The sequence below is a fragment of the Terrabacter sp. Root85 genome, assembly GCF_001429185.1.
Classification (GTDB): Bacteria; Actinomycetota; Actinomycetes; order Actinomycetales; family Dermatophilaceae; genus Terrabacter.
The window spans coordinates 143,233-164,467 of record NZ_LMIW01000013.1 but is presented as its reverse complement, the minus strand read 5'-3'; the positions used below and the strand labels follow the sequence as shown (position 1 = coordinate 164,467).

Here is a 21,235-nt window from a genome sequence, read left to right as displayed (position 1 = left end):
CTGCGGTCGCTTCCCCGACGACCCCGAGGTGACCCATGAACGACCCGAGCGCGCCGTCGGTGGACGCGCGGTTCTCACCGTCTGCCGGTCAGACCCTGGGCGTCGAGTGGGAGATCGGTCTGCTCGACCCGGCCACGCTCGACCTCACCTCGCGCGCTGTCGAGCTGCTCGGCCTCGCCAACGGACCCGAGGACACCGGTCACGCCCGACCGACGAAGTCGCGGTCGACCGTGACGCAGGAGCTGCTGCGCAACACCGTCGAGATCGTCACGGGCATCTGCGCGAACGCCGAGGAGGCAGCCGCGGACCTCGCCGACGGACTGGGGCGCGTCCAGCGCGCGGCCTCCGAGCTCGACGTCCTGCTCTACGGCGGCGGCGCGCACCCGTTCGCCCGGTGGGAGGACCAGGAGGTCACCGAGGGCCAGCGCTACGCGACGCTCATCGACCGCACCCAGTGGTGGGGCCGGCAGATGGTGATCTTCGGGGTCCACGTCCACGTCGGCGTCCGATCCGCCGCGAAGGTCTGGCCCCTCGTCAACGCCCTGCTGACCTACCACCCGCACCTCACGGCGCTGTCGGCGTCCTCCCCCTACGGCTCGGGGGCCGACACCGGCTACGCGAGCAACCGCACGATGCTCTTCCAGCAGCTGCCGACAGCCGGCCTGCCCTTCCAGTTCGAGACGTGGGCGCAGTACCGCGCCTACCTCCACGACGTCTTCACGACCGGGGTCGTCACCGACGCGAGCGAGCTGCGCTGGGACGTCCGGCCGTCGCTGCGCCTCGGCACCATCGAGGTCCGGGCCTGCGACGGCTTCTCGCGCCCGCAGGACGTGGCCGCCGTCGCCGCCCTCATCCACTGTCTCGTCGCCCACCTCGAGCACCAGCTCGACGAGGGCGTCCTCGCCCGCCCGCTGCCCCCGTGGCACGTGCAGGAGAACAAGTGGCGGGCGGCCCGCTACGGGCTCGACGCGATCATCATCCGCGACGCCGACAACACCGAGGTCCACGTCGTCGACGACGTCCACGACCTCCTCGAGCAGCTGCAGCCGACCGCGCGGCGCCTCGCGTGCACGCGTGAGCTCGCAGGGATCGAGGACATCCTGCGCGACGGCGCGGGCTACCAGCGGATGCGCGCGGCCGTCATGGACGACGGCACCGGCGACCTGAGGGCCGCCGTGCGCGCCATGCTCGTGTCAGACGGCCGGTGACGTCCGGCGGGGCCCGGCGGGCAACCGCGTCCGCTACTCCCCGACCGTCGCCATCGCCGTGCGTGCGGTCTCGCCGTCAGTGTCGGGCGGGAGCACCGTGAGGACGAGCCTGCCGTAGTTGCTCAGTGACAGCAGGACGTGGTCGGGGAAGCGACTGTGCTCGAACCAGCCGAGGTGCGTGATCCCGATCGGGCTGCGCACCGTGCGAGGTCCGTCCTCCCACCCGGCACGCTCGTAGCCGAACCGTGCGATCCGAGCGCGGGTGCGGTCGTGCACGGCGACGTCGAGCAGCGGCACCTCCACTCGGAGGTCGCTCGACCTCGGCCACCACACGCCGTCGGAGGCACTCATCCCCGGATGGGGCGACAGGGCGAGGCGACTCGTGAGCTCGTCGAGCGGCGGCCCGGCCGCGGCCTTCGGTAGGGAGGTGTCGATGGGCGGGGACAGGGGCATGGCGTTCACGGTGGCTCCTCCGGGAGCATGACGAGATGGGTGGCCGCGGCTCGCTCGTCACTTCCTGCCCTGGAGGACCGACGCCGCGCAAGGGTCGGGCCTCTGCTGCCGACGGGGCACCCTGACCGGGTGACCCTGTCTCCACTTCAGCGTACGCCCGCGGCGACGCACCGGCGCCTCGGCGGCATACCGCACAATGGGGTCATGCTCATGGGGAACAAGAAGGCCCAGCGGATCACGGTCGGTGTCATCATCGGTGTCATCGTCGTCAGCCTCGCGCTGTCACTCATCTCGACGGCGAGCGCGACCCCGTAGTCACGCGAATCCGCCCGCAGCACCGGGTCGCCCGGTCGCTGCGAGGGTCCTGGTGCGGGGCTCGGGACACCTCCGAGCGACCGATTTTGTCCCGGCGCGGGACGGCTGCTAACGTTTCCCCTCGTTGCGCCGCTAGCTCAATTGGCAGAGCAAGTGACTCTTAATCACTGGGTTCGGGGTTCGAGTCCCTGGCGGCGCACTTCAAGACCCCCGTTCGGAGCGATCCGGACGGGGGTCTTCCCTTTGTCCCTCTTGATTCGCGTATCAGGCTGACAGCGCCGCGCCTCCCTTGGACGATGGAGGTTCCACCCGGGGCGCGGGTGACCGCGTCGCCGGCTCGAGGGGAGATGCGATGAGCGGCTGGGACGACGAGCTGGACCGAGGCGACCAGTGCGAGCGGGAGGTCACGCCCGACCTGCCGTGGACCGAGGAGCCACCACCCCCGGGCCGCGGCGACCGCGGCGTCACGGTGCGCGGGCCGGGAGCGAGCGTCGGCAAGGCGCGCGCCTTCACGACGTACCTTCCCGTCGGGATGTGCTGCAACTTCGTGTGGAACTGCATCGCCGCTCCGCACACCTTCGGGCTGGCCGACGCCAACGCCGCCTGGGCACGCGCGGCGCAGCGCCGCGGTGGCACCGACGCCCCTGCGGGCGCCCCCGTCTACTGGGCGGGCGGCAAGCACGGCCACATCGCCCTGTCCGTCGGCGCGGGCCGCGTCCGTTCGACGGACTGGCCCGCCAAGGGCAAGGTCGGCGAGGTCGACATCGACGTGATCACGAAGGCCTGGGGCATCACCTACCGAGGCTGGTCGGCAGACTTCGCCGGCACCGCGATCCCCGGGCTGGGCGCGGGCCAGACCGCGCTGGCCGGTGGTGGCGGCGGCGCCGTCGACGACGAGGCGATCCGGCCGGGCAAGCGCAACCCCTCGGTCCGGCGCTTCAACCAGGCGCTGTGGGACTCGATGCCCGCCGACTACCGCGCCTCTCACCAGAAGGCGTGGATGAGCGAGGCCTCCGACCTCTACGGACCGGTGTCGCAGCAGGTCTGCTTCGACAAGTACGTCATGCTCAACCAGAAGGACCCGAAGAAGTGGCCACTGCCGACCAAGCCGGTGTGGCCCGGTCCGGGACTGCTGCGCAAGCTCGGACTGCGCCCCGACTGACGCCCGACCGACGCCCGACCGATGCCCCGACCGACGGAGCGAGCCTCAGAGGTAGAGGCCGGTCTGGCCGTCCTCGACGCGTCGCGCCGCGACGGCGTGAATGTCGCGCTCGCGGAGCAGGACGTAGTCCCTGCCGTGCAGCTCGACCTCGCCGCGGTCCTCCGGGTCGAAGAGGACGCGGTCGCCCAGCTCGACCTGGCGCACGTTGGCGCCGGTGGCGACGACCTCGCCCCACGCGAGGCGCTTGCCCACCGACGCGGTCGCGGGGATGAGGATGCCGCCGCCGGAGCGCCGCTCGCCCTCGTTCTCGAGGGAGACGAGGACGCGGTCGTGCAGCATCCGGACGGGCAGTCGGGCCGCCGCTGCGGCAGCATCCTTCCTGGCCACGGCAGTGGGTGGGCCGGCCGGCCGGATCAGCGCCGGCGACGCAGGAGGCCGACGGCGACCACGACGACGACGGCTGCCGCCACGACGGCGCCGATGCGCTCGATGCGCAGCTCGCCGTCCTCGGTGTGGGTGGCCGCGGCGAGGCGCAGCCTGAGGCCCTGCACCTGACGCTGGGCGATGACCTGCGGCTGGGCGCGGTAGGCCAGCTCGTTGACGGTGCCCTCGAGGCGCGCGCGGGCGGCCTGGATGTCCTGCTCGATCCGTGCGGTGTCGCTCATCTGGCTTCCTTTCGGGGGACGGTTGCGACTCTAGTCGGCGATGCCGAGGTCGCGGCGGAGCTTGGCCACGTGGCCGGTCGCCTTGACGTTGTAGAACGCATGGCTGACCTTGCCCTCCTCGTCGACGACGAACGTCGACCGGATGACGCCCTCGACGGTCTTGCCGTAGAGCTTCTTCTCACCCCAGGCGCCGTATGCCGTGTGGACCGCGAGGTCCTCGTCGCTGAGCAGCGGGATGGTGAGGTGGTCGCGCTCGCGGAACTTCGCCAGCTTGGCCGGCTTGTCCTTGGAGATGCCGACCACCTCGTAGCCGTCCTTCTTCAGCGAGTCCAGCGACTCGCTGAAGTCGCAGGCCTGCTTGGTGCAGCCCGGCGTCATGGCGGCCGGGTAGAAGTAGACGATGACCTTGCGGCCCGCGAAGTCGGCGAGGCTGACGGTCTGGCCGGTGTCGTCGGTGAGGCTGAAGGCAGGCGCCTGCTCGCCGGGCTCGAGTCGTGCGGTCACGATCTGCTCCTTCGTCGTCATGTCTGCCGGGCTCGTACCCGTTCCGGACACGAGGTCGGTCCGGCTGGTGCGGACGGCGGGACTCGAACCCGCACACCTAGGGCACAGGAACCTAAATCCTGCGTGTCTACCAGTTCCACCACGTCCGCTCGCGGGGTGCGCGGCCCCCACTGTAGTTGGCGGCGCCCGGGTATCAGGAGCCGCCGTCCGCGCTCCGTCTCCCATGACCCACGGACGAGGAGGTGCGTCATGGACAGGACGAACGCATCGGTCGGGGCCGCGCTCGACACGACGACGTGCCCGGAGTGCGGAGCCCTCGCCGAGGTGACGGAGCGCACGGTGCTCGAGAGCACCGACGGGCCCGTCGAGCACGCACGGGTCCTCTGCGTGGCCCGGCACTGGTTCCTCCTGCCGGCCGCGTCCCTGTCGAGCCCACCCGCACGCTCACCGGTCAGGACTAGCCTGCGCTCATGAGGCGCAACATCGGCACGGGCGGTCCGTGGGAGGGCGTCGTCGGCTACTCGCGGGCCGTCCGCGTCGGGGACACCGTGCACGTGGCGGGGACCACGGCGATCCGCGAGGGCCGGGTCGTCGCGCCCGGCGACGCGTACACGCAGGCCAAGGTCGCGCTCGAGATCGTCGTCGAGGCGCTCGCCGAGTGCGGGGCCTCGCCCGCGGACGTCGTGCGGACCCGGATGTTCGTCACCGACATCCGTGACTGGGAGTCGGTGGGTCGCGCGCACGGCGAGGTCTTCGCCGACGTGCGGCCGGCCTCGACGATGGTCCAGGTGACCGCCCTCATCGACCCCGACCTGCTCGTCGAGATCGAGGCCGAGGCCGTCGTCGGCTCAGGGACCCCCGGCGTCACTCCACCCTGACGTTGACGACGTGGATGCCGGTGGCGCCGTCGGGTGCGGGCGGCTCCTCGAGCGGCGACTGCACCTGCCCCTTGGCGTCGTAGGCGCGCACGCGGATGTCGTGGCTGCCCGGCGTCGCGTCCCACTCGTAGACCCACTGGCGCCACGTGTCGATGCTCGCGTCGGCGGCGAGGCGAGCCTCGGTCCAGGGCTGCTGGTCGACCTGCACCTCCACCTTGGAGATGCCGGTGTGCTGCGCCCACGCGACCCCGGCGACGGCGACCGTGCCGGCCTTGACGCTCGCCCCGGCCGTGGGGACGTCGATGCGCGAGGCCGTCTTGATCGGTCCGGTCGCCGACCAGCCACGCGGCGTCCAGTAGGCCACGTCGGCGGCATACGTCGTCACCTTGAGCTCGGTGACCCACTTCGTCGCCGAGACGAAGCCGTAGAGGCCCGGCACGACGACACGCACGGGAAAGCCGTGCTCGAAGGGCAGCGGCTCGCCGTTCATCCGGATCGCGAGCAGGGCGTTGCGGTCGTCGGTGAGCGCGCCGAGCGGGGTCGAGGCGGTGAAGCCGTCGATGCTCGTCTGGAGCACCATGTCGGCACCGGCCTTGGGGCCGGCCATCGCGAGGAGCTCGCGCACGGGCCAGCCGGTCCAGACGGCGTTGCCGATGAGGTCGCCCCCGACCTCGTTGGAGACGCATGTCAGGGTGACCAGCGCCTCTTGCATCTGCTTGCCCTGCAACGTCTTCCAGTCGATCTCGACCTCACGGTCGACCATGCCGGTGACCTTGAGGTTCCAGTCGTTGGCGTCGATGCGCGGCACGACGATCGCCGTGTCGATGCGGTAGAAGTCGGCGTTCGGGACGATGTACGGCGTCAGACCCGGCACCTTGAGCTCGGCGCCGGCGGGGATGGCGAGCTTCGTGCCCTTGAGCGGCGTGCTCTTGAGCGCGTCGCGCGAGACCGTGGCGGCCGCCGAGTCGCCCCCGAGGTAGCTGCCGGCGTATGCCGCGACGGCGCCGACCGCTCCCCCGATGACCCAGCGTCGGCCGGGACCGGCAGCGCCCGTCACGCTGGACGAGGGGGCCGAGGCGCGGCTGAGGAACCAGATGCCGGCTGCGGTGCCGAGGATCGTCGGCAGGACGTCTGCCGGGCCGGCGCCCGGACGGGTGAGCACCGCGGCCGCGCCGACGACCCCGACGACGGCGAAGACGACGAGGCCGGCGACGAGGTGGCGGCTCGCGAGCACGCCGACCGCGGCACAGGTGAGGGCGAGCACGACGACGGTGCCGACGAGCAGGGCCCGCTTGTCGTTGGTGCCGAAGGTCGCGATGGCGAAGTCCTTGAGCCACGGCGGCGTCCGGTCGATGAAGGCCCCGCTGACCGCCGCGATGGGTGCCGGCTGGCCCGAGGACTGGCCGACGGCCGTCAGCAGCGCTGCGGCGAGCGTCGCGAGCCCGACCGTGAGCAGCCCGGCCACCAGCCCGTCGACGGCGCCCCACCAGAGCGGACGGGCCGGCTGCTGTGGGGCGGTCTCGGGACGGGTCGCCGGGCTGGTGGTGGTCATGGCCTCAGGTGCTCCTTCAGGTGTGGCACGAGTGCACGGAAGGCGAGCGCCCGGTGCGAGACGTGGTTCTTCTCGTCGGCGTCGTACTCCGCCAGTGTGCGTTCGTTGCCGTCCGGCTGGTCGGATGGCACGAAGATCGGGTCGTAGCCGAAGCCGTTGGTGCCCCGCGGCTCGCGGCCCACGGTGCCGGGGAAGCGCCCGAGCTCCGCGGCCGAGCGTCCGTCCGGCAGCACGATGGCAGCGGCACAGACGAAGGCGGCGGCGCGGTGCTCGTCCCGGACGTCGCCGAGCTGTGCGAGGAGCAGCTCGAGGTTGGCGCGGTCCCCGCCCCCACCGGACCAGCGGGCGCTGAAGATGCCGGGCGAGCCGCCGAGCACGTCGACGGCCAGGCCGGAGTCGTCGGCGAGGGCGGGCAGGCCCGTCACGTGGGCCGCGGACGCGGCCTTGAGGATGGCGTTCTGCTCGAAGGTGACGCCGTCCTCGACGACGTCCGGCGCGTCGGGGAAGCCGTCGAGACCGACGATCTCGAGCCCGAGGTCGGCGCTGACGTCGGCGAGGATCTCGCGAAGCTCCTCGAGCTTGTGGGCGTTGCGCGTGGCGAGGACGACCTGCGTCACGGGGCGACCTCCCCGGCCAGGGCAGCGTGCTGCCGGTCGGTGAGGTCGGCGCAGCCCTTCGTGGCGAGGTCGAGCAGCTGGCCGAGCAGGTCGCGGTCGAAGGGCGCACCCTCGGCGGTGCCCTGGACCTCGATGAAGCGGCCGTCGCCGGTCATGACGACGTTCATGTCGGTCTCGGCGGTCGAGTCCTCGGGGTAGTCGAGGTCGAGGACGGCACGGCCCTCGACGATGCCGACGGAGACGGCTGCGACCGAGCCGGTCAGCGGCTGGGCCTTCTTGCCGATGAGGCCCTGGGAGCGGGCGTGCTCGACGGCGTCGGCCAGGGCGACGTACGCGCCGGTGATGGCGGCGGTGCGGGTGCCGCCGTCGGCCTGCAGCACGTCGCAGTCGAGGACGATGGTGTTCTCGCCCAGGGCCTTCGTGTCGATGACAGCGCGCAGGCTGCGCCCGATGAGGCGGCTGATCTCGTGGGTGCGGCCGCCGATCCGGCCCTTGACGCTCTCGCGGTCGGAACGGGTGTTGGTGGCACGGGGCAGCATGGCGTACTCGGCGGTGACCCATCCGGTGCCCTTGCCCTTGAGCCAGCGCGGGACGCCCTCCGTGAAGGACGCCGCGCACAGCACGCGCGTGCGCCCGAACTCGACGAGGACGCTGCCCTCCGCGTGGTCGAGCCAGTTGCGGGTGATCCGCACCTCTCGGGTCTCGTCGGGGGCACGGCCGTCATGTCGGTCAGTCATGCCCACGAGGCTAGCCATGACTCCACGCTAGGCCTCAATCGCGGGTGCGGGGACGGGCCCGGACGGCTCGTTCGTGAACCGTAAGGACCCGTCCCCGCGACGCGATGACGGGCTGTTCAGTCGAGCGTCTCGGCTGAGAGTCGCTCGACCACGTCGGCCGACAGCTCGAGGTCGACGGCCTGCACCGAGTCCTGGATGCTCTCGGGACGGGAGGCTCCCGGGATGGGCACGACGGTCGGCGCGAGCGCCAGCTCCCATGCGAGGGCCACCCGCTGCGGGCTCACGTCGTGTGCCTTCGCCACCTCTGCGAACGCGTCGTGCCGGCTCCCGAGGTCACCTGCCCTGCTGATGCCGCCCAGCGGGCTCCACGGCAGGAAGGCGATGCCGAGCTCGGCGCACAGGTCGAGCTCCGCGCGGCTGCTGCGGAAGGCCGGCGAGAACTGGTTCTGCACCGACACGAGGCGGCCGCCGAGCACATCCTGCGCCTCGCGGATCTGGGCCGGGTCGGCGTTGGAGATGCCGGCCATCTCGATGACTCCCGCGTCGAGCAGGTCCACGAGCGCACCGACGGACTCGGCATACGGCACGTCGGGGTCGGGCCGGTGGAACTGGTAGAGCCCGATGGCCTCGCCGCCGAGCCGCTGGAGCGAGGCCTTGGCGGCCTCCTTGAGGTGGTCGGGGCGGCCGTTCTGGGTCCAGGACCCGTCCCCCGGGCGCAGGTGCCCACCCTTCGTGGCGACGAGGACGTCAGCCGCGCTGCCGGACCACGACGAGAGCGCCTTGGCGATGAGGGACTCGTTGTGGCCCACCTCGCCGGCGTCACGGTGGTAGGCGTCGGCCGTGTCGATGAGGGTCACGCCGGCGTCGAGCGCGGCGTGGATGGTCCGGATCGAGCGGTCCTCGTCGGGCCGCCCCTCGATGGACATCGGCATGCCGCCGAGACCGATCGCGCTGACCTTCCTCGATCCGATGGTTCGCTGCTGCAACGGTGCCTCCTTGGTTCGGTCGTTCCGGTCGTCGGCGGACGTCCGGCGACTGCCGGGCGCGCGACGCACCGTCAAGGTCCATACCCGGCTTCGGGGGCCGTCACCCGCAGCCGGATCCGTCAGAGGCGGTAGGTGGCGTCCGGCTCGGCGAGCTCGACGCAGCCCGGCCACACGGCGGCAGCCTCCGCCCGACACACCTCGGCGTCGTTCCAGGCCGGGATGTGGGTCAGCATGAGGCGACGCACTCCCCCGGCCCGGACGGCCGCCTCGGCGGCCCGGCGACCCGAGAGGTGGATGTCGGGCACCGTGTCGCGGCCCTCGACGAAGGCCGAGTCGGCGAGCACGAGGTCGGCGCCCGTCATGAGCTCGTCGAGCTGGTCGCACGTGTCGGTGTCGCCGGTGTAGGCGAGCACACGACCGTCGGCCTCGACCCGGAAGCCGTAGGCCTCGACCGGGTGGTTGACGTGCACCGGCGTGATCGTGAACGGCCCGACCGTCACGGGCTCGCGGTGGCGCAGGTCGTGGAAGTCGAAGACGGACAGGACGCCCTCGGCCTCGCCACCGCCGTAGGCGCGGGCGAGGTGCACTCCGGTGCCCGCGGGCCCCCAGACCGGCATCGTCGCGCGCCCGGGACCGCCGGGGAGGTAGCGCATCATGACGTAGAGCCCGCACATGTCGATGCAGTGGTCGACGTGCAGGTGGCTGAGCAGCACCGCGTCGACGGCATACGGCTCGATGTGGCGCTGCAGGGCGCCGAGGGCGCCGTTGCCGAGGTCGAGCACGATGCTCCACGTGCGACCCTCGTGCTCGGTGCGGACGAGGTAGGACGAGGCGGGCGAGCGTGGACCCGCGAAGGATCCCGAGCACCCGACGATCGTGACGTCCACGTCACGAGCCTAGGTGCCGGCACCGACTCCGGCCCGGCGACATGGCGTCGGGTGCGTCACACCGTGCCGTCCGGGCGCCGGCCTTCGTCGTCGTCGACGTCCTCCTCGAGGTCGTCCTCGACGTCGTCGGCGTCGTATGCCGCCACGACGTCACGCAGGTCGGTTCCCATGAGCGCGTGGGTGAGGGTCTCCTGCAGCCAGGTGAGGAAGTCGTACCACGCCATCGCGTAGCCGAGCGGGTCGTCGTCGTCGATGTCGTCCATCGCGGCGTGCAGCGCCTCGGCGTCCTCCTCGGTGCGCATGCCCATGCGTTCCCCGAGCAGCAGGCGCACGTCGGTGAGCGCCATGAGGAAGGCCGGCGCCTGCGCCTCGTCGAGCACGACCCGGTTGCCGACGGCCCCGTCGACGCACGCGAGCGCGACGTCGAGGTTGCCGCTCTTGCGCTGGCGCAGGCCCTCCTCGGTGAGGCGACGGAACTCGGCCGCGATCTCGTCGTCACCGCGATGGGCCGTCGGCAGGAGCCGGTCGAGAGCCGGGTCGCGGTCGTCGAGCGACGCCGAGTCGGTCTGCTGGTCGGCTGCGCTCAGCGACAGGCCCATGGACGCCACGAGGTCGTCGAACGCGTCACCCGTCGGCTCGATCTCGGGCGAGAGCAGCAGGCGCGTCTGCTGCATGAGGCCGAGGAGCACCGTGCGCTCGGTGGACTCGAGGAGCGCGACGTAGTGGTCCTTCTCGCGCAAAAAGGCGCGGGCCATCAGCTGTCCTTCTCGAACGTGGCCCAGAGGCCGTAGCCTTGCAGCGCCTCCGCGTCGCGCTCCATCGACTCGCGGGGGCCGTTGGAGACGACCGCACGGCCCTTGACGTGCACGTCCATCATCAGCTTCTCCGCCTTCGGACGGGCGTAGCCGAAGTAGGTCTCGAAGACCCACGTCACGTACGTCATGAGGTTGACGGGGTCGTTCCAGACGATCGTCACCCACGGCACGTCGGGTGCGACGGCCTCGTCCGTGGAGGTCACCTCCTGCTCGGCGGGAGCGAGGGAGAGGGTGGCTGCGGTCACAGGGCCACCCTAGGTCCACCGAGGCCGCGGGGCAGACGGTCCCCGAGGCCCGCGACACCTAGGGTGGGCACGTGAGCCCGACGAGCCCTCGCGCCGCGAGCACGGCGCTGCTGACCGACCACTACGAGCTGACGATGCTCCAGGCCGCCCTCGCCTCGGGCGAGGCGCACCGGCGCTGCGTCTTCGAGGCGTTCGCCCGCCGGCTTCCCGACGGCCGCCGCTACGGGGTCATCGCGGGAACGGGCCGGGTGCTCGAGGCGCTCGAGCAGTTCCGCTTCGGCGACGACGAGCTGCGCTTCCTCTCCGACCGCAAGGTCGTCGACCGGGCCACCGTCGACTGGCTCGCCGACTACCGCTTCTCCGGGGACGTCAGCGGCTACGCCGAGGGCGAGTGCTACTTCCCGCAGTCACCGGTGCTCGTCGTCGAGTCCACCTTCGCCGAGGGCGTCATCCTCGAGACTCTCGTGCTCTCGATCCTCAACCACGACACGGCGATCGCGTCCGCTGCCTCGCGCATGACGACCGCCGCCATGGGCAGGCCCTGCATCGAGATGGGCTCACGACGCACCCACGAGGAGTCGGCCGTCGCAGCCGCTCGCGCGGCCTACGTCGCCGGGTTCGACGCGACGAGCAACCTCGAGGCCGGGCGTCGCTACGGCGTGCCGACGACGGGCACGGCCGCGCACGCCTTCACCCTCCTCTACGACTCGGAGAAGGAGGCCTTCACCGCGCAGGTCGAGTCGCTCGGCAAGGGCACGACCCTCCTCGTCGACACCTACGACGTGCGGACGGCCGTCGCTCTCGCCATGGAGATCGCCGGGCCCGGCCTGGGGGCGGTCCGGCTCGACTCGGGCGACCTGCTCATCCTGGCCACCGAGGTGCGCGCCCAGCTCGACGCGGCGGGCAACACCGACACCCGGATCATCGTCACCTCCGACCTGGACGAGTACGCCATCGCGGGCCTGGCTGCCGGACCCGTCAGCGGCTACGGCGTCGGCACGGCCCTCGTGACCGGCTCCGGGGCCCCCACGGCATCCATGGTCTACAAGCTCGTCCAGCGCGAGGACGCGTCCGGGCAGATGCAGGGCGTCGAGAAGAAGAGCAAGGACAAGACGTCGGTCGGGGGCCGCAAGTGGGCCATGCGGCGCCTTCGCGACGACGGGATCGCGCAGGCCGAGGTCATCGGCATCGGTGAGCAGCCGCGCGACGACGGCAACGACCGCCGGCTCATGATCGACCTCGTCCGCGCCGGCGAGGTCGTCGACCACCAGGACATCCACGAGGCCCGCGCCCGCCACGAGGCCTCGCGCGCGGAGCTGCCCCGGGCGGCGGCCCAGCTGTCGAGGGGCGAGCCCGTGATCCCCACCGTCTACGAGAAGGACTGAGCCATGGCCGGACCCACGCATGCCGACGGCGCACGGGCGCTGATCATCGTCGACGTCCAGAACGACTTCTGCGAGGGCGGGTCCCTCGCCGTCACCGGCGGCGCCGACGTCGCCCGCGAGGTGAGCGAGCACGTGGGCCGGCACGCCGCGGACTACGACCACGTCGTCGTGACCGCCGACTGGCACGTCGACCCAGGACCGCACTTCTCGTCGACCCCCGACTTCGTCGACTCGTGGCCGGTGCACTGCGTCGCAGGCAGCGAGGGTGCCGAGTTCCACCCGAGGCTCGCCGGCGCCCTGGGTCACGTCGAGGCGGTCTTCCGCAAGGGCGAGCATGCGGCTGCCTACAGCGGATTCGAGGGACGGTCGGTCGACGACCAGCACAGCACCCTTGCCGCATGGCTCACCGAGCGCGGCGTCTCCCGCGTCGACGTCGTCGGCATCGCCACCGACCACTGCGTGCGGGCCACCGCGGCCGACGCGCAGCGTGAGGGCTTCGAGGCCACCGTGCTGCTCGACCTCACCGCGGGAGTCTCCAGGTCCACGACCGACGCGGCCCTCGCAGAGCTGCGCGAGGAGGGTATCCGGCTGCTCGGCACACCACGGGTCGGCGGCTGACCCCGCTCCTCCCACGCGAGTGAGCGCCACGTCCCATCTGCGTTGGGTCACACGGGAATTCGCTCTCACTCGACTGGGGCTGAGCGCTCACTCGACGGGGGGAGGGTGAGGGGGTCAGCGGAGGACGGCTCGGAGGGCGCGGGCGGCGTGCTCGAGCCGCGGACCCACGGTGCGCACGTCGAGCGGCTCGAGCGAGACGACACCGACCGAGGCCTCGACGCCACCCGGGGCCGGGTCGGTGCGGGTCGACAGCGACACCGCGAGCCCGTGCGCCCCCGCCTGCAGCTCCCCGTCCGTGCCGACGACGCCGCGCTCCCCCGTCCGACCCGCGAGGATCGCCCGTCCCGCAGCGCCCTGGTCGAGCCGGTGCCGGGCGCCGGAGCGGTAGGCGACGTGGACGTCGGTCCACGACGGCTCGACGACGACGAGAGCCAGGGCCTCGTCGCCTTCGGCGATCGTCAGGTGTGCCGTCGCCCCCACGGCGTCGGCGAGCTCGCGCAGCACGGGCCGGGCCTCGCTGCGCACGACGGGAGTCACGGCCGAGGCGAGTCGGCTGATCCCCAGCGCGAGACGCACCCGCCCGTCGGATGCCCGGGAGACGAGGTGGTGGTCCTCGAGCGTCGTCACGAGACGGTAGACGACCGGCCGTCCGACGCCGAGGCCTGCAGCGAGCTCGGTGATCGTCAGACCGGCCGACCCCTCGGTGCCCGCCAGCGTCTCGAGAACGCGGATACCGCGATCGAGGGTCTGGGAGGACTCACCTCGAGGGGCGGCCGGACCGGGCACGCGGTCAGCCCTCGGAATGGGCGCCGCCGGGCGTCCTCGCGCGGCCCGCCCCCTTGGACCACGACATCGCGTAGAGGCCGTCGTCGACGGCCACACCGCCCTCACCGAGCTCGAGCGGACGGAACGTGTCGACCATGACGGCGAGCTCGTCGAAGCTCTCGACGCCGATCGAGCCCTCGGTCGCACCGGGCTGCGGGCCGTGCGGGTGGCCGCCCGGGTGCACCGAGACCGACCCCTTGCCGATGCCCGATCCCTTGCGGGCCTCGTAGTCGCCATCGACGTAGAACATGATCTCGTCGCTGTCGACGTTCGAGTGGTAGTAGGGAACGGGGATCGCGAGCGGGTGGTAGTCGACCTTGCGGGGCACGAAGTTGCAGATGACGAAGTTCCAGCCCTCGAAGACCTGGTGCACGGGCGGCGGCTGGTGGACGCGGCCGGTGATCGGCTCGAAGTCGCGCACGTTGAAGACGTAGGGGTAGAGGCAGCCGTCCCAGCCGACGACGTCGAGCGGGTGGAACGGCAGCGTGTGGATCGTGCCGACGACGCCACCCGGGCCGTTGCCGCGGTGCTTGATGTAGACGTCGGTCTCCTCGTCGGGGCTCGCGCCGACGTCCTCGGCGAGCAGCGGACCCTCGGGCTGGCGCAGGTCGCGCTCGCAGTAGGGGGCGTGCTCGAGGAGCTGGCCGTACTTGCTGAGGTAGCGCTTCGGAGGCGCGATGTGGCTGTTCGCCTCGATGCAGTACGCCCGCAGCGGCTCGTCGCCGGAGACCTCGGGGAGCCATCGGTGCGTCGTCGCCCTGGGGATGATGACGTAGTCGCCCTCGGCGACGTCGAAGGCGCCGAAGACCGTCTCGACGCGAGCCCGGCCGCGCTCGACGTAGACGCACTCGTCGCCGATCCCGTTGCGGTACCACGGGCTCGGCGCGCCGGCAACGGCATACGAGATGCGCACGTCGCCGTTGCCGAGGACGAGGCGGCGCCCCGTGACGACGTCGGTGCCCTCGACGGACGCGGCGTCGAAGAGGTCATGGAGCTTGAGGTGCCGAGGTGTCAGCGGGTGGTTCGGCGTCGTCGACTGGTCAGGCACCTCCCAGACGGCGGAGCCGACCGTCGTCGAGGGGATGTTGCGGTGGTAGAGCAGCGAGCTGTCGGAGCTGAAGCCCTCCTCGCCCATCAGCTCCTCGTAGTAGAGCTCGCCCGGGGCGCTCCCGGCGCCGGGTCGGCGGTGCTGGGTGTGCCGCTTGGGCGGGATGCTGCCGACCGACTGGTAGTGCGCCATGGGCGAGGGCCTCTCCGTCGAGCGCGTCCGATGAGCGGACGCTGGTGTATCGCTATTGCAACAGTGGAGTACGCTCCCGGACATGTCAAGGACGCCGTTCGCGCCCCTCTTCGACCGCCTCGTCGACGACGCCGCGGTCTTCCCGCCAGGGCTGGCCCCGCTCGACGTGGCCGTGCGCGAGCACCTCGACCGACGCACGGGTCCGTATGCCGTCCACATCGGGCCGCTGCTCGTCCCCGCCGCGTCGGCGGGCGAGCTCGCAGCCTTCGCCGCCACGGACCCCCGCACCGCCCAGGCACCGCTCGAGGTCAGCCTCGTCGTGCGCCCCGGCAGCCCGGCGCGGCCCCTCGTCGACGCGCTCGCCTCGCTGCGCGACGACGAGCGGGTGCTCGTCACGGCAGCCGAGCTCGGATGGTCACCCGAGTGGCGGCAGGTCCTCGACGCCGAGATCCCCGTCGTCGTCGAGGTGGGCCTCGGGGACGACCAGGCTCGCGGCCTCGACGACATCGCTGCCGCCGTCGACGAGGAGCACGACGTGATGGCGAAGTTCCGCACCGGGTCGACCCCGACGTGGCCGTGGCCCGACGAGGCGACGCTCGGCGGCTTCCTCGACGCCGTCGTGCTGCACGGCCTCCCGTTCAAGCTGACCGGAGGCCTGCACCACGCGGTCCGGGGCAACCACGGCGGCGAGCCGATGCACGGGCTGCTCAACGTCCTGCTCGCGACGCACGAGGCGCTGGGCGGTGCCGAGGCGCACGACCTGGCCGGCATCCTCGCTCGTCACCACGCCGAGGTGCTCGTCACTGCTGTCTCGAGCCTGCCCACGGAGGACGCGGAGCAGGTCCGCGAGAGCTTCACCGCCTACGGCTGCTGCGGCGTGCTCGACCCCCTGACCGAGCTCGAGGCACTCGGGCTGATCACCACCGAGGAGTCCCACGCATGACGCCGCCCACCCGGCCGAGCACCTGGCTCGACGTCCCCGCCGACCACCCGTTCGGCATCGACACCCTCCCCTACGGCGTCTTCAGCACGGTAGGCGACCCGGACCGGCGCGTCGGGGTGCGCATCGGTGACCTCGTGCTCGATGCCGGAGCCGTCGCTGCGATCGGCCGCGACGCCGGGCTCGTGGGTGACGGACCCGATCTCGCGACGGCATGGCAGACGCCGAGCCTCAACGCCTTCCTCGCCCTCGGCCGCCCGGCGTGGACCGTCGCCCGGGAGTGGCTGACCGAGGTGCTCCGCGACGAGGTGCACCGCGACGGCGTCTCGCCGCACCTGCACCCCGTGGAGGAGGTCACGCTCCACCTGCCCGTCGACGTCGCCGACTACGTCGACTTCTATGCGAGCGAGGACCACGCGAGCAACGTCGGCCAGATCTTCCGCCCGGACAACGCCGCGCTCCCACCCAACTGGAAGCACCTGCCCATCGGCTACCACGGCCGCGCCGGCACCGTCGTCGTGTCGGGCACCGACGTCGTCCGCCCGACGGGCCAACGCAGGGGCCCGAACGACCCCACCCCCGTGTTCGGCCCGAGCATCCGCCTCGACATCGAGGCGGAGCTCGGCTACGTCGTCGGCGGCGCGACCGCTCTCGGGTCACGGGTCTCGGTCGACGACGCGCCCGACCACCTCTTCGGCGTCGTCGTCCTCAACGACTGGAGCGCCCGCGACATCCAGGCCTGGGAGTACGTGCCGCTGGGCCCGTTCCTCGGCAAGTCCTTCGCCACGTCGGTCTCCGCGTGGGTCACCCCGCTCGAGGCGTTGACCGCGGCCCGCGTTCCCCTTCCGGGACAGTCGGATCCGGAGCTGCTGCCGTATCTGCGCGGTGACGCCTTCGGCCTCGACGTGCACGTCGAGGTCAGCCTCAACGGCACGGTCGTCTCGCGCCCCGAGCACGCCGGGATGTACTGGTCGCCGGCACAGATGCTCGCGCACCTCACCGTCAACGGCGCCTCCCTGCGTGACGGCGACCTCTTCGGCTCGGGCACGATCAGCGGCCCGACGCGCGACACCCGGGGCAGCCTGCTCGAGCTGACGTGGAACGGCACGGAGCCGCTGACGCTCGCCGACGGCACGACCCGCGGCTTCCTCGAGGACGGCGACACGGTCACCATGACGGCCTGGGCGCCGGGACCGGACGGCTCGCGCATCGGCCTCGGCGAGGTCACCGGCACCATACGACCCGCCCGCTGAGGGCTCTGGGGGCCGGCCTCAGTGGATGACGACCGGCGCCGCCTCGGCCTGGTCGTCGAGGAAGTGCGACTCCTCGTGCTTGCGGGGCAGGAACGACGCCGGGATCAGCGTCAGCGCCACGAGGATCGCGGCGACGAGGAAGGTGGCGCCGAATGCGTCGGCGGCCTCGGCCAGGCCCTGTTGCACCGCGGCCGGCCCGCCGACGTCGTCGACGAGGGTCGGGTCGTGCAGCGCCGCGATGGCCGGGCCGGCCAGCGCCGAGGCACTGAGGTAGTTCGTGAAGACCACGGAGATGACGGCGACACCGACCGAGCTCGCGATCTGCTGGGTGATGTTGAGCAGCGTCGATCCGCGCGCCACCTGGTGGCTCTGCAGCGTCTTGAGCGCCGAGGTCATGAGCGGCATCATCGTGCCGCCCATGCCGAGACCCATGACGAAGAGCACCGGGACCATGAAGCCCCAGTACGGGGTGTCGACACCCACCTGTGTCAGCGCGAACATCCCGCCCGTGATGGCCAGCAGCCCGAAGGGCACGATGCGGCCCACCGGGATGCGGTCCGACAGGGCGCCCGCGATCGGCATCGTCACCATCGCGCCGAGGCCCTGGGGCACCATGAGGAACGCCGCGTGGAGCGTGTCGAGTCCCCGCACCTGCTGGAGGTAGGTCGGCACGAGCAGCAGGCCACCGAAGAAGGCCGCGGCGAAGAGGAACATCGTGATCGTCGCGACGCTGAGGCGGCGGTTGCGGAAGAGCCGCAGGTCGAGCAGCGGGTGCTCGGGCCGGAAGCTGTAGAAGACGAAGGTGACGAGCATGACGAGCCCGATGCAGAGCGGGACGAGCACCTTCGTGGAGATGATCGTGCCCTCGCCGGGGATCGAGCTGATGCCGTAGAGGAAGAGCGCCAGGCCGGGCGACATGAGCAGCATGCCGACGACGTCGAAGGACTCGGAGGGCTCAGGGGCATCGGACGGCAGGGCCCACAGGGCGTAGAGCGCCGCGACGATGCCGATCGGCACGTTGATGAGGAAGATCCAGTGCCAGCTCGCGACCTCGATGAGCCAGCCACCGAGGATGGGTCCGAAGATCGGGCCGAGCAGCATCGGGACACCGAGGATCGCCATCAGCCGGCCCATCCGGGCCGGGCCGGCGGCGCGCGTCATGATCGTCATGCCGAGCGGCATGAGCATGCCCCCGCCGAGTCCCTGCAGCACGCGGAAGCCGATGAGGAACTCGATCGACCCGGCGGTGGCACACAGGGCCGAGCCGGCGGTGAAGAGCGCGACGGCGAGGACGTAGAGCCGCTTCGTGCCGAACCGGTCGGCGGCCCAGCCCGTGAGCGGGATGACCGTCGCGAGCGCGAGGGTGTAGGCCGTCACCGTCCACGCGACGGTGGAGTAGGGCAACGGCTGCTCGGGGCTCTCGGCGAAGACCGTCTGGAAGGTCGGCAGGGCGATGTTGACGACGGTGATGTCGAGGATCGACATGATCGCCCCGAGCACGACGACGCCGGCGATCTTGAGGACCGGCCCGTCGATCTTGTCGGGGTAGCTGGGCTGGCTGGTGGCGCTGGGAGCAGACACGATGACTCCGGGGGACGAGGGGTGCGCGACGGCATCGGCGCCGTGGGCGCGGGACTACCCGCGCAGTCTCCATTGTCGCGCCGACCACCGACGACGGCGCAAGGGAGTTACGCCGCCGGCCGAGCCGTCAGGGCATCAGCCCTGCTTGCGCGGCTGCTTCCCCTCGACGACCTGGGTGCTCGCGACCTTGTCGTGCAGGGCCTGGCGCTTGTCGTCCCACAGCGGCCAGAGGCCGTCGAGCAGGGACAGGAAGGGGACGAACTGACCGGCCAGCGGGACGAGCCGACGCATGACTGCGGTGCCCAGCGGCAGCGGGCCGGGCTCGGCGGCACGGCGGACGCTGATGCCGAGCGCCATCTTGCCGGGGGTCTGAGCGATCGTCGTCCAGAACACGAGGCAGTAGGCCGTCGCCACGAGCCACAGGAAGAGCGAGAACTGCACTGCGGGTCCGGTGAGCTCGTTCTGGATCTCGACGAGGCGCGCCTGGTCGCCGGCCTGGGCGGCGGTCACCATCTGGGAGAAGAGCTCGGACAGTCGAGGCGTCGCGAACCACGAGATGATCCCGCCGACGACGGCGAGGATGAGCCCGTCGACGACCCACGCCGCAAAACGCTTGCCCCACGGGGCGAGGGGCACCCCGTCGGCGGTGGTCTTGATGTTGTGCATCCACTGCGTGTTGGCGGGGGCCTGCTGGTAGTAGCTCTGCTGCGCCGGTGACTGGGTCTGCCAGCCGCTGCCCTGAGGCATCGGTGTCGTCGGCGTCGGGACGCCGGTGCGGTCCGGCGGGACCTGTCCCTGCGGGCTCTGCGGGCTCTGGTGCGGCAGGCCGATGGTGCTCTGCGCGATGGTCGGCGACTTCTTCGGGGCGGTGTGGTTGGTCCACGACACGCCGTCCCAGTAACGGAGCATGTCGGTGTTGCTGGGGTCGTCGTACCACCCGGAGGGCTGCTGGCTCATGCCCCAACTGTGCCACGGCATCGGCGTTCCCAGACCAGCGGCGCCCCGACTGGTGGCGGGTGCGCCTCGGCCCCGGCCCGTTCCCGCCCGAAGGCAGGGACCGGACCGGGGCCGAGGGTCACGTCGGTGCGACTCAGAGGTTGCCGCGCTTGTCCTGCTCGCGCTCGATCGCCTCGAAGAGCGCCTTGAAGTTGCCCTTGCCGAACCCGAGCGAACCGTGCCGCTCGATGAGCTCGAAGAAGACCGTCGGGCGGTCGCCGAGCGGCTTGGTGAAGATCTGCAGGAGGTAGCCGTCCTCGTCGCGGTCGACGAGGATCTTGCGCTTCTGCAGCTCCTCGATCGGCACCCGGACGTTGCCGATGCGCTCGCGCAGCTCGGCGTCCTCGTAGTACGAGTCAGGGGTGTCGAGGAACTCGACACCGTTGGCGCGCAGGGCATCCACCGAGGCGAGGATGTCGTTCGTCGCGACGGCGAGGTGCTGCGCGCCGGCGCCGCGGTAGAACTCGAGGTACTCGTCGATCTGGCTCTTCTTCTTCGCGATGGCCGGCTCGTTGAGCGGGAACTTGACGCGGTGGTTGCCGTTGGCGACGACCTTGCTCATGAGCGCGGAGTAGTCGGTGGCGATGTCGTCACCGATGAACTCGGCCATGTTCACGAAGCCCATGACGCGGTTGTAGAAGGAGACCCACTCGTCCATGTGGCCGAGCTCGACGTTGCCGACGATGTGGTCGAGGGCCTGGAAGAGACGCTTGGGCTGGCCCTCGCGGCGGACGATCGACGACGCGGTCGGGACGTAGCCGGGAAGGTACGGGCCGGCGTACCTCTGCCCGTTCACGGCACGCTGGACGAGGGTGTGGCGGGTCTCGCCGTAGGTCGCGATGGCGGCGGTGCGCACCGTGCCGTGCTCGTCGGTGTGGTCGGTGGGCTCCTCGAGGACCGTCGCACCGGCCTTGACGGCCTGGGCGACGCACTTGTCGACGTCGGGCACCTCGAGAGCGATGTCGACGACGCCGTCGCCGTGGCGGCGGTGGTGGTCGGCGAGGGGGCTGTCAGGGTCGACGGCGCCCTTGATGACGAAGCGGATCGAGCCGCTCTTGAGGACGAACGCCTTGTGGTCGCGGTTGCCGTTCTCGGGGCCCGAGTAGGCGACGAGCTCCATGCCCCAGGCGCTCTGGTAGTAGTGCGCGCTCTGCGTGGCGTTGCCGGCGACGAAGACGATCGCGTCCCATCCGGTGACGGGGAAGACGTCGGTGTTCTCGTCGTACTCGACGAGACCGACGAGCTGCTTGAGCTGGTCGAGGTCGAGGTCGGCCTCGCGCTCCTGGTCGGTGAGGTCGGCGGCCGGAGACGGCATCGTGTCGGTCATGGAGCGAGAGTGACCGAGAGCGTCGAGGTGTGCAACAGCGGCCTTC

24 protein-coding genes and 2 tRNA genes are annotated in these 21,235 nt (G+C 71.5%); 9 read left to right on the top strand and 17 right to left on the bottom strand.

What is annotated here, in order from left to right; all coding sequences use genetic code 11:
- Positions 1-35 precede the first annotated feature (35 nt).
- Entirely contained in the window at positions 36-1,208 is a 1,173-nt protein-coding gene (locus tag ASE25_RS19960) for a glutamate--cysteine ligase (RefSeq protein ID WP_056827142.1), read from the top strand.
- A 33-nt stretch (positions 1,209-1,241) separates the two neighbouring features.
- On the opposite strand, the gene ASE25_RS19955 is transcribed toward ASE25_RS19960, so the two are convergent.
- Positions 1,242-1,661, bottom strand: a complete 420-nt coding sequence (locus ASE25_RS19955) for a DUF5994 family protein (RefSeq protein ID WP_235508776.1) — start codon at positions 1,659-1,661, stop codon at positions 1,242-1,244.
- 441 nt (positions 1,662-2,102) lie between these two features.
- Here ASE25_RS19955 and ASE25_RS19950 point away from each other — a divergent pair.
- Positions 2,103-2,175: transfer RNA gene (locus tag ASE25_RS19950), tRNA-Lys, on the top strand.
- Positions 2,176-2,328: 153 nt separating this feature from the next.
- Positions 2,329-3,138, top strand: a complete 810-nt coding sequence (locus ASE25_RS19945; RefSeq protein WP_056827141.1) for a hypothetical protein — start codon at positions 2,329-2,331, stop codon at positions 3,136-3,138.
- A gap of 45 nt (positions 3,139-3,183) precedes the next feature.
- Here the strand turns inward: ASE25_RS19945 and ASE25_RS19940 are convergent, their stop codons facing one another.
- The 4 genes from ASE25_RS19940 to ASE25_RS19925 form a co-directional block, all read right to left on the bottom strand.
- Positions 3,184-3,477 carry a co-chaperone GroES gene (locus tag ASE25_RS19940; protein ID WP_056827140.1) on the bottom strand — a complete coding sequence of 98 codons (294 nt, stop codon included), beginning with the start codon at positions 3,475-3,477 and terminating at the stop codon, positions 3,184-3,186.
- Positions 3,478-3,551: 74 nt separating this feature from the next.
- Complete coding sequence (locus ASE25_RS19935) at positions 3,552-3,803, bottom strand: DUF3618 domain-containing protein (protein ID WP_056775840.1); 252 nt, start codon at positions 3,801-3,803, stop codon at positions 3,552-3,554.
- 30 nt (positions 3,804-3,833) lie between these two features.
- On the bottom strand, positions 3,834-4,328 hold the full coding sequence (bcp, locus tag ASE25_RS19930) for a thioredoxin-dependent thiol peroxidase (RefSeq protein WP_369793517.1): 495 nt from the start codon (positions 4,326-4,328) through the stop codon (positions 3,834-3,836).
- Between the two features lie 44 nt (positions 4,329-4,372).
- Positions 4,373-4,456: transfer RNA gene (locus tag ASE25_RS19925), tRNA-Leu, on the bottom strand.
- Positions 4,457-4,556: 100 nt separating this feature from the next.
- On the opposite strand from ASE25_RS19925, the gene ASE25_RS19920 reads away from it, so the two are divergent.
- Both ASE25_RS19920 and ASE25_RS19915 read left to right on the top strand, forming a co-directional pair.
- Positions 4,557-4,781 (top strand): hypothetical protein, encoded by a 225-nt coding sequence (locus tag ASE25_RS19920; protein ID WP_056827139.1) that lies wholly within the window; start codon positions 4,557-4,559, stop codon positions 4,779-4,781.
- Positions 4,778-5,185 carry a RidA family protein gene (locus ASE25_RS19915; protein ID WP_056775837.1) on the top strand — a complete coding sequence of 136 codons (408 nt, stop codon included), beginning with the start codon at positions 4,778-4,780 and terminating at the stop codon, positions 5,183-5,185. The genes ASE25_RS19920 and ASE25_RS19915 overlap by 4 nt, the downstream gene beginning before the upstream one ends.
- On the opposite strand, the gene ASE25_RS19910 is transcribed toward ASE25_RS19915, so the two are convergent.
- From ASE25_RS19910 to clpS, 7 genes are all read right to left on the bottom strand, one after another.
- Positions 5,172-6,737: a molybdopterin-dependent oxidoreductase gene (locus ASE25_RS19910; protein WP_056827138.1), complete on the bottom strand. Its 1,566-nt coding sequence runs from the start codon at positions 6,735-6,737 to the stop codon at positions 5,172-5,174. The genes ASE25_RS19915 and ASE25_RS19910 overlap by 14 nt on opposite strands.
- A complete protein-coding gene (rdgB, locus tag ASE25_RS19905) occupies positions 6,734-7,354 on the bottom strand; it encodes an RdgB/HAM1 family non-canonical purine NTP pyrophosphatase (protein ID WP_056827137.1) in 621 nt (206 codons plus the stop codon). The genes ASE25_RS19910 and rdgB overlap by 4 nt, the downstream gene beginning before the upstream one ends.
- Entirely contained in the window at positions 7,351-8,091 is a 741-nt protein-coding gene (gene rph, locus ASE25_RS19900) for a ribonuclease PH (RefSeq protein WP_056827136.1), read from the bottom strand. Before rph ends, rdgB begins: the two co-directional genes overlap by 4 nt.
- 116 nt (positions 8,092-8,207) lie before the next feature.
- Positions 8,208-9,077 (bottom strand): aldo/keto reductase, encoded by an 870-nt coding sequence (locus ASE25_RS19895; RefSeq protein ID WP_200959187.1) that lies wholly within the window; start codon positions 9,075-9,077, stop codon positions 8,208-8,210.
- A 119-nt stretch (positions 9,078-9,196) separates the two neighbouring features.
- Positions 9,197-9,964, bottom strand: coding sequence for an MBL fold metallo-hydrolase (locus tag ASE25_RS19890; protein ID WP_056775830.1), 768 nt, complete (start codon positions 9,962-9,964; stop codon positions 9,197-9,199).
- A gap of 56 nt (positions 9,965-10,020) precedes the next feature.
- The gene (locus tag ASE25_RS19885; protein ID WP_056827135.1) at positions 10,021-10,719 is read right to left on the bottom strand and encodes a DUF2017 domain-containing protein; all 699 of its coding nucleotides are present in this window, start codon (positions 10,717-10,719) and stop codon (positions 10,021-10,023) included.
- Complete coding sequence (gene clpS / locus ASE25_RS19880) at positions 10,719-11,024, bottom strand: ATP-dependent Clp protease adapter ClpS (protein WP_056827134.1); 306 nt, start codon at positions 11,022-11,024, stop codon at positions 10,719-10,721. The genes ASE25_RS19885 and clpS overlap by 1 nt, the downstream gene beginning before the upstream one ends.
- Positions 11,025-11,095: 71 nt before the next feature.
- Here clpS and ASE25_RS19875 point away from each other — a divergent pair, with 71 nt between their 5' ends.
- Together ASE25_RS19875 and ASE25_RS19870 are read left to right on the top strand one after the other, a co-directional pair.
- The gene (locus ASE25_RS19875; protein WP_056775824.1) at positions 11,096-12,409 is read left to right on the top strand and encodes a nicotinate phosphoribosyltransferase; all 1,314 of its coding nucleotides are present in this window, start codon (positions 11,096-11,098) and stop codon (positions 12,407-12,409) included.
- Positions 12,410-12,412: 3 nt separating this feature from the next.
- Positions 12,413-13,027 (top strand): isochorismatase family protein, encoded by a 615-nt coding sequence (locus ASE25_RS19870; protein ID WP_056827133.1) that lies wholly within the window; start codon positions 12,413-12,415, stop codon positions 13,025-13,027.
- A 114-nt stretch (positions 13,028-13,141) separates the two neighbouring features.
- On the opposite strand, the gene ASE25_RS19865 is transcribed toward ASE25_RS19870, so the two are convergent.
- Together ASE25_RS19865 and ASE25_RS19860 are read right to left on the bottom strand one after the other, a co-directional pair.
- On the bottom strand, positions 13,142-13,813 hold the full coding sequence (locus tag ASE25_RS19865; protein WP_056775821.1) for an IclR family transcriptional regulator: 672 nt from the start codon (positions 13,811-13,813) through the stop codon (positions 13,142-13,144).
- 4 nt (positions 13,814-13,817) lie between these two features.
- Positions 13,818-15,092 carry a homogentisate 1,2-dioxygenase gene (locus tag ASE25_RS19860; RefSeq protein ID WP_056827132.1) on the bottom strand — a complete coding sequence of 425 codons (1,275 nt, stop codon included), beginning with the start codon at positions 15,090-15,092 and terminating at the stop codon, positions 13,818-13,820.
- 82 nt (positions 15,093-15,174) lie between these two features.
- Here ASE25_RS19860 and ASE25_RS19855 point away from each other — a divergent pair, with 82 nt between their 5' ends.
- Positions 15,175-16,035, top strand: coding sequence for a hypothetical protein (locus ASE25_RS19855; RefSeq protein ID WP_056827131.1), 861 nt, complete (start codon positions 15,175-15,177; stop codon positions 16,033-16,035).
- Positions 16,032-17,285, top strand: coding sequence for a fumarylacetoacetase (gene fahA / locus ASE25_RS19850; RefSeq protein WP_056827130.1), 1,254 nt, complete (start codon positions 16,032-16,034; stop codon positions 17,283-17,285). The genes ASE25_RS19855 and fahA overlap by 4 nt, the downstream gene beginning before the upstream one ends.
- Before the next feature lie 18 nt (positions 17,286-17,303).
- Here fahA and ASE25_RS19845 read toward each other — a convergent pair whose 3' ends face one another.
- From ASE25_RS19845 to hppD, 3 genes are all read right to left on the bottom strand, one after another.
- Positions 17,304-18,866, bottom strand: a complete 1,563-nt coding sequence (locus tag ASE25_RS19845) for a DHA2 family efflux MFS transporter permease subunit (protein WP_056775814.1) — start codon at positions 18,864-18,866, stop codon at positions 17,304-17,306.
- 135 nt (positions 18,867-19,001) lie between these two features.
- Complete coding sequence (locus ASE25_RS19840) at positions 19,002-19,823, bottom strand: RDD family protein (RefSeq protein WP_056827129.1); 822 nt, start codon at positions 19,821-19,823, stop codon at positions 19,002-19,004.
- 133 nt (positions 19,824-19,956) lie between these two features.
- Positions 19,957-21,189 (bottom strand): 4-hydroxyphenylpyruvate dioxygenase, encoded by a 1,233-nt coding sequence (hppD, locus tag ASE25_RS19835; protein WP_056827128.1) that lies wholly within the window; start codon positions 21,187-21,189, stop codon positions 19,957-19,959.
- Between the last annotated feature and the right edge of the window lie 46 nt (positions 21,190-21,235).

Bases quoted from the DNA above. Each gene is read 5' to 3' on its own strand.
- fahA (WP_056827130.1), top strand. From the start codon at position 16,032: ATGACGCCGCCCACCCGGCCGAGCACCTGGCTCGACGTCCCCGCCGAC.
- ASE25_RS19855 (WP_056827131.1), top strand. From the start codon at position 15,175: ATGTCAAGGACGCCGTTCGCGCCCCTCTTCGACCGCCTCGTCGACGAC.
- ASE25_RS19955 (WP_235508776.1), bottom strand. From the start codon at position 1,661: ATGCCCCTGTCCCCGCCCATCGACACCTCCCTACCGAAGGCCGCGGCC.
- ASE25_RS19920 (WP_056827139.1), top strand. From the start codon at position 4,557: ATGGACAGGACGAACGCATCGGTCGGGGCCGCGCTCGACACGACGACG.
- ASE25_RS19840 (WP_056827129.1), bottom strand. From the start codon at position 19,823: ATGAGCCAGCAGCCCTCCGGGTGGTACGACGACCCCAGCAACACCGAC.
- ASE25_RS19870 (WP_056827133.1), top strand. From the start codon at position 12,413: ATGGCCGGACCCACGCATGCCGACGGCGCACGGGCGCTGATCATCGTC.
- rph (WP_056827136.1), bottom strand. From the start codon at position 8,091: ATGACTGACCGACATGACGGCCGTGCCCCCGACGAGACCCGAGAGGTG.
- ASE25_RS19915 (WP_056775837.1), top strand. From the start codon at position 4,778: ATGAGGCGCAACATCGGCACGGGCGGTCCGTGGGAGGGCGTCGTCGGC.
- bcp (WP_369793517.1), bottom strand. From the start codon at position 4,328: ATGACGACGAAGGAGCAGATCGTGACCGCACGACTCGAGCCCGGCGAG.
- ASE25_RS19885 (WP_056827135.1), bottom strand. From the start codon at position 10,719: ATGGCCCGCGCCTTTTTGCGCGAGAAGGACCACTACGTCGCGCTCCTC.
- ASE25_RS19960 (WP_056827142.1), top strand. From the start codon at position 36: ATGAACGACCCGAGCGCGCCGTCGGTGGACGCGCGGTTCTCACCGTCT.
- ASE25_RS19935 (WP_056775840.1), bottom strand. From the start codon at position 3,803: ATGAGCGACACCGCACGGATCGAGCAGGACATCCAGGCCGCCCGCGCG.
- ASE25_RS19910 (WP_056827138.1), bottom strand. From the start codon at position 6,737: ATGACCACCACCAGCCCGGCGACCCGTCCCGAGACCGCCCCACAGCAG.
- ASE25_RS19860 (WP_056827132.1), bottom strand. From the start codon at position 15,092: ATGGCGCACTACCAGTCGGTCGGCAGCATCCCGCCCAAGCGGCACACC.
- hppD (WP_056827128.1), bottom strand. From the start codon at position 21,189: ATGACCGACACGATGCCGTCTCCGGCCGCCGACCTCACCGACCAGGAG.
- ASE25_RS19945 (WP_056827141.1), top strand. From the start codon at position 2,329: ATGAGCGGCTGGGACGACGAGCTGGACCGAGGCGACCAGTGCGAGCGG.
- ASE25_RS19940 (WP_056827140.1), bottom strand. From the start codon at position 3,477: ATGCTGCACGACCGCGTCCTCGTCTCCCTCGAGAACGAGGGCGAGCGG.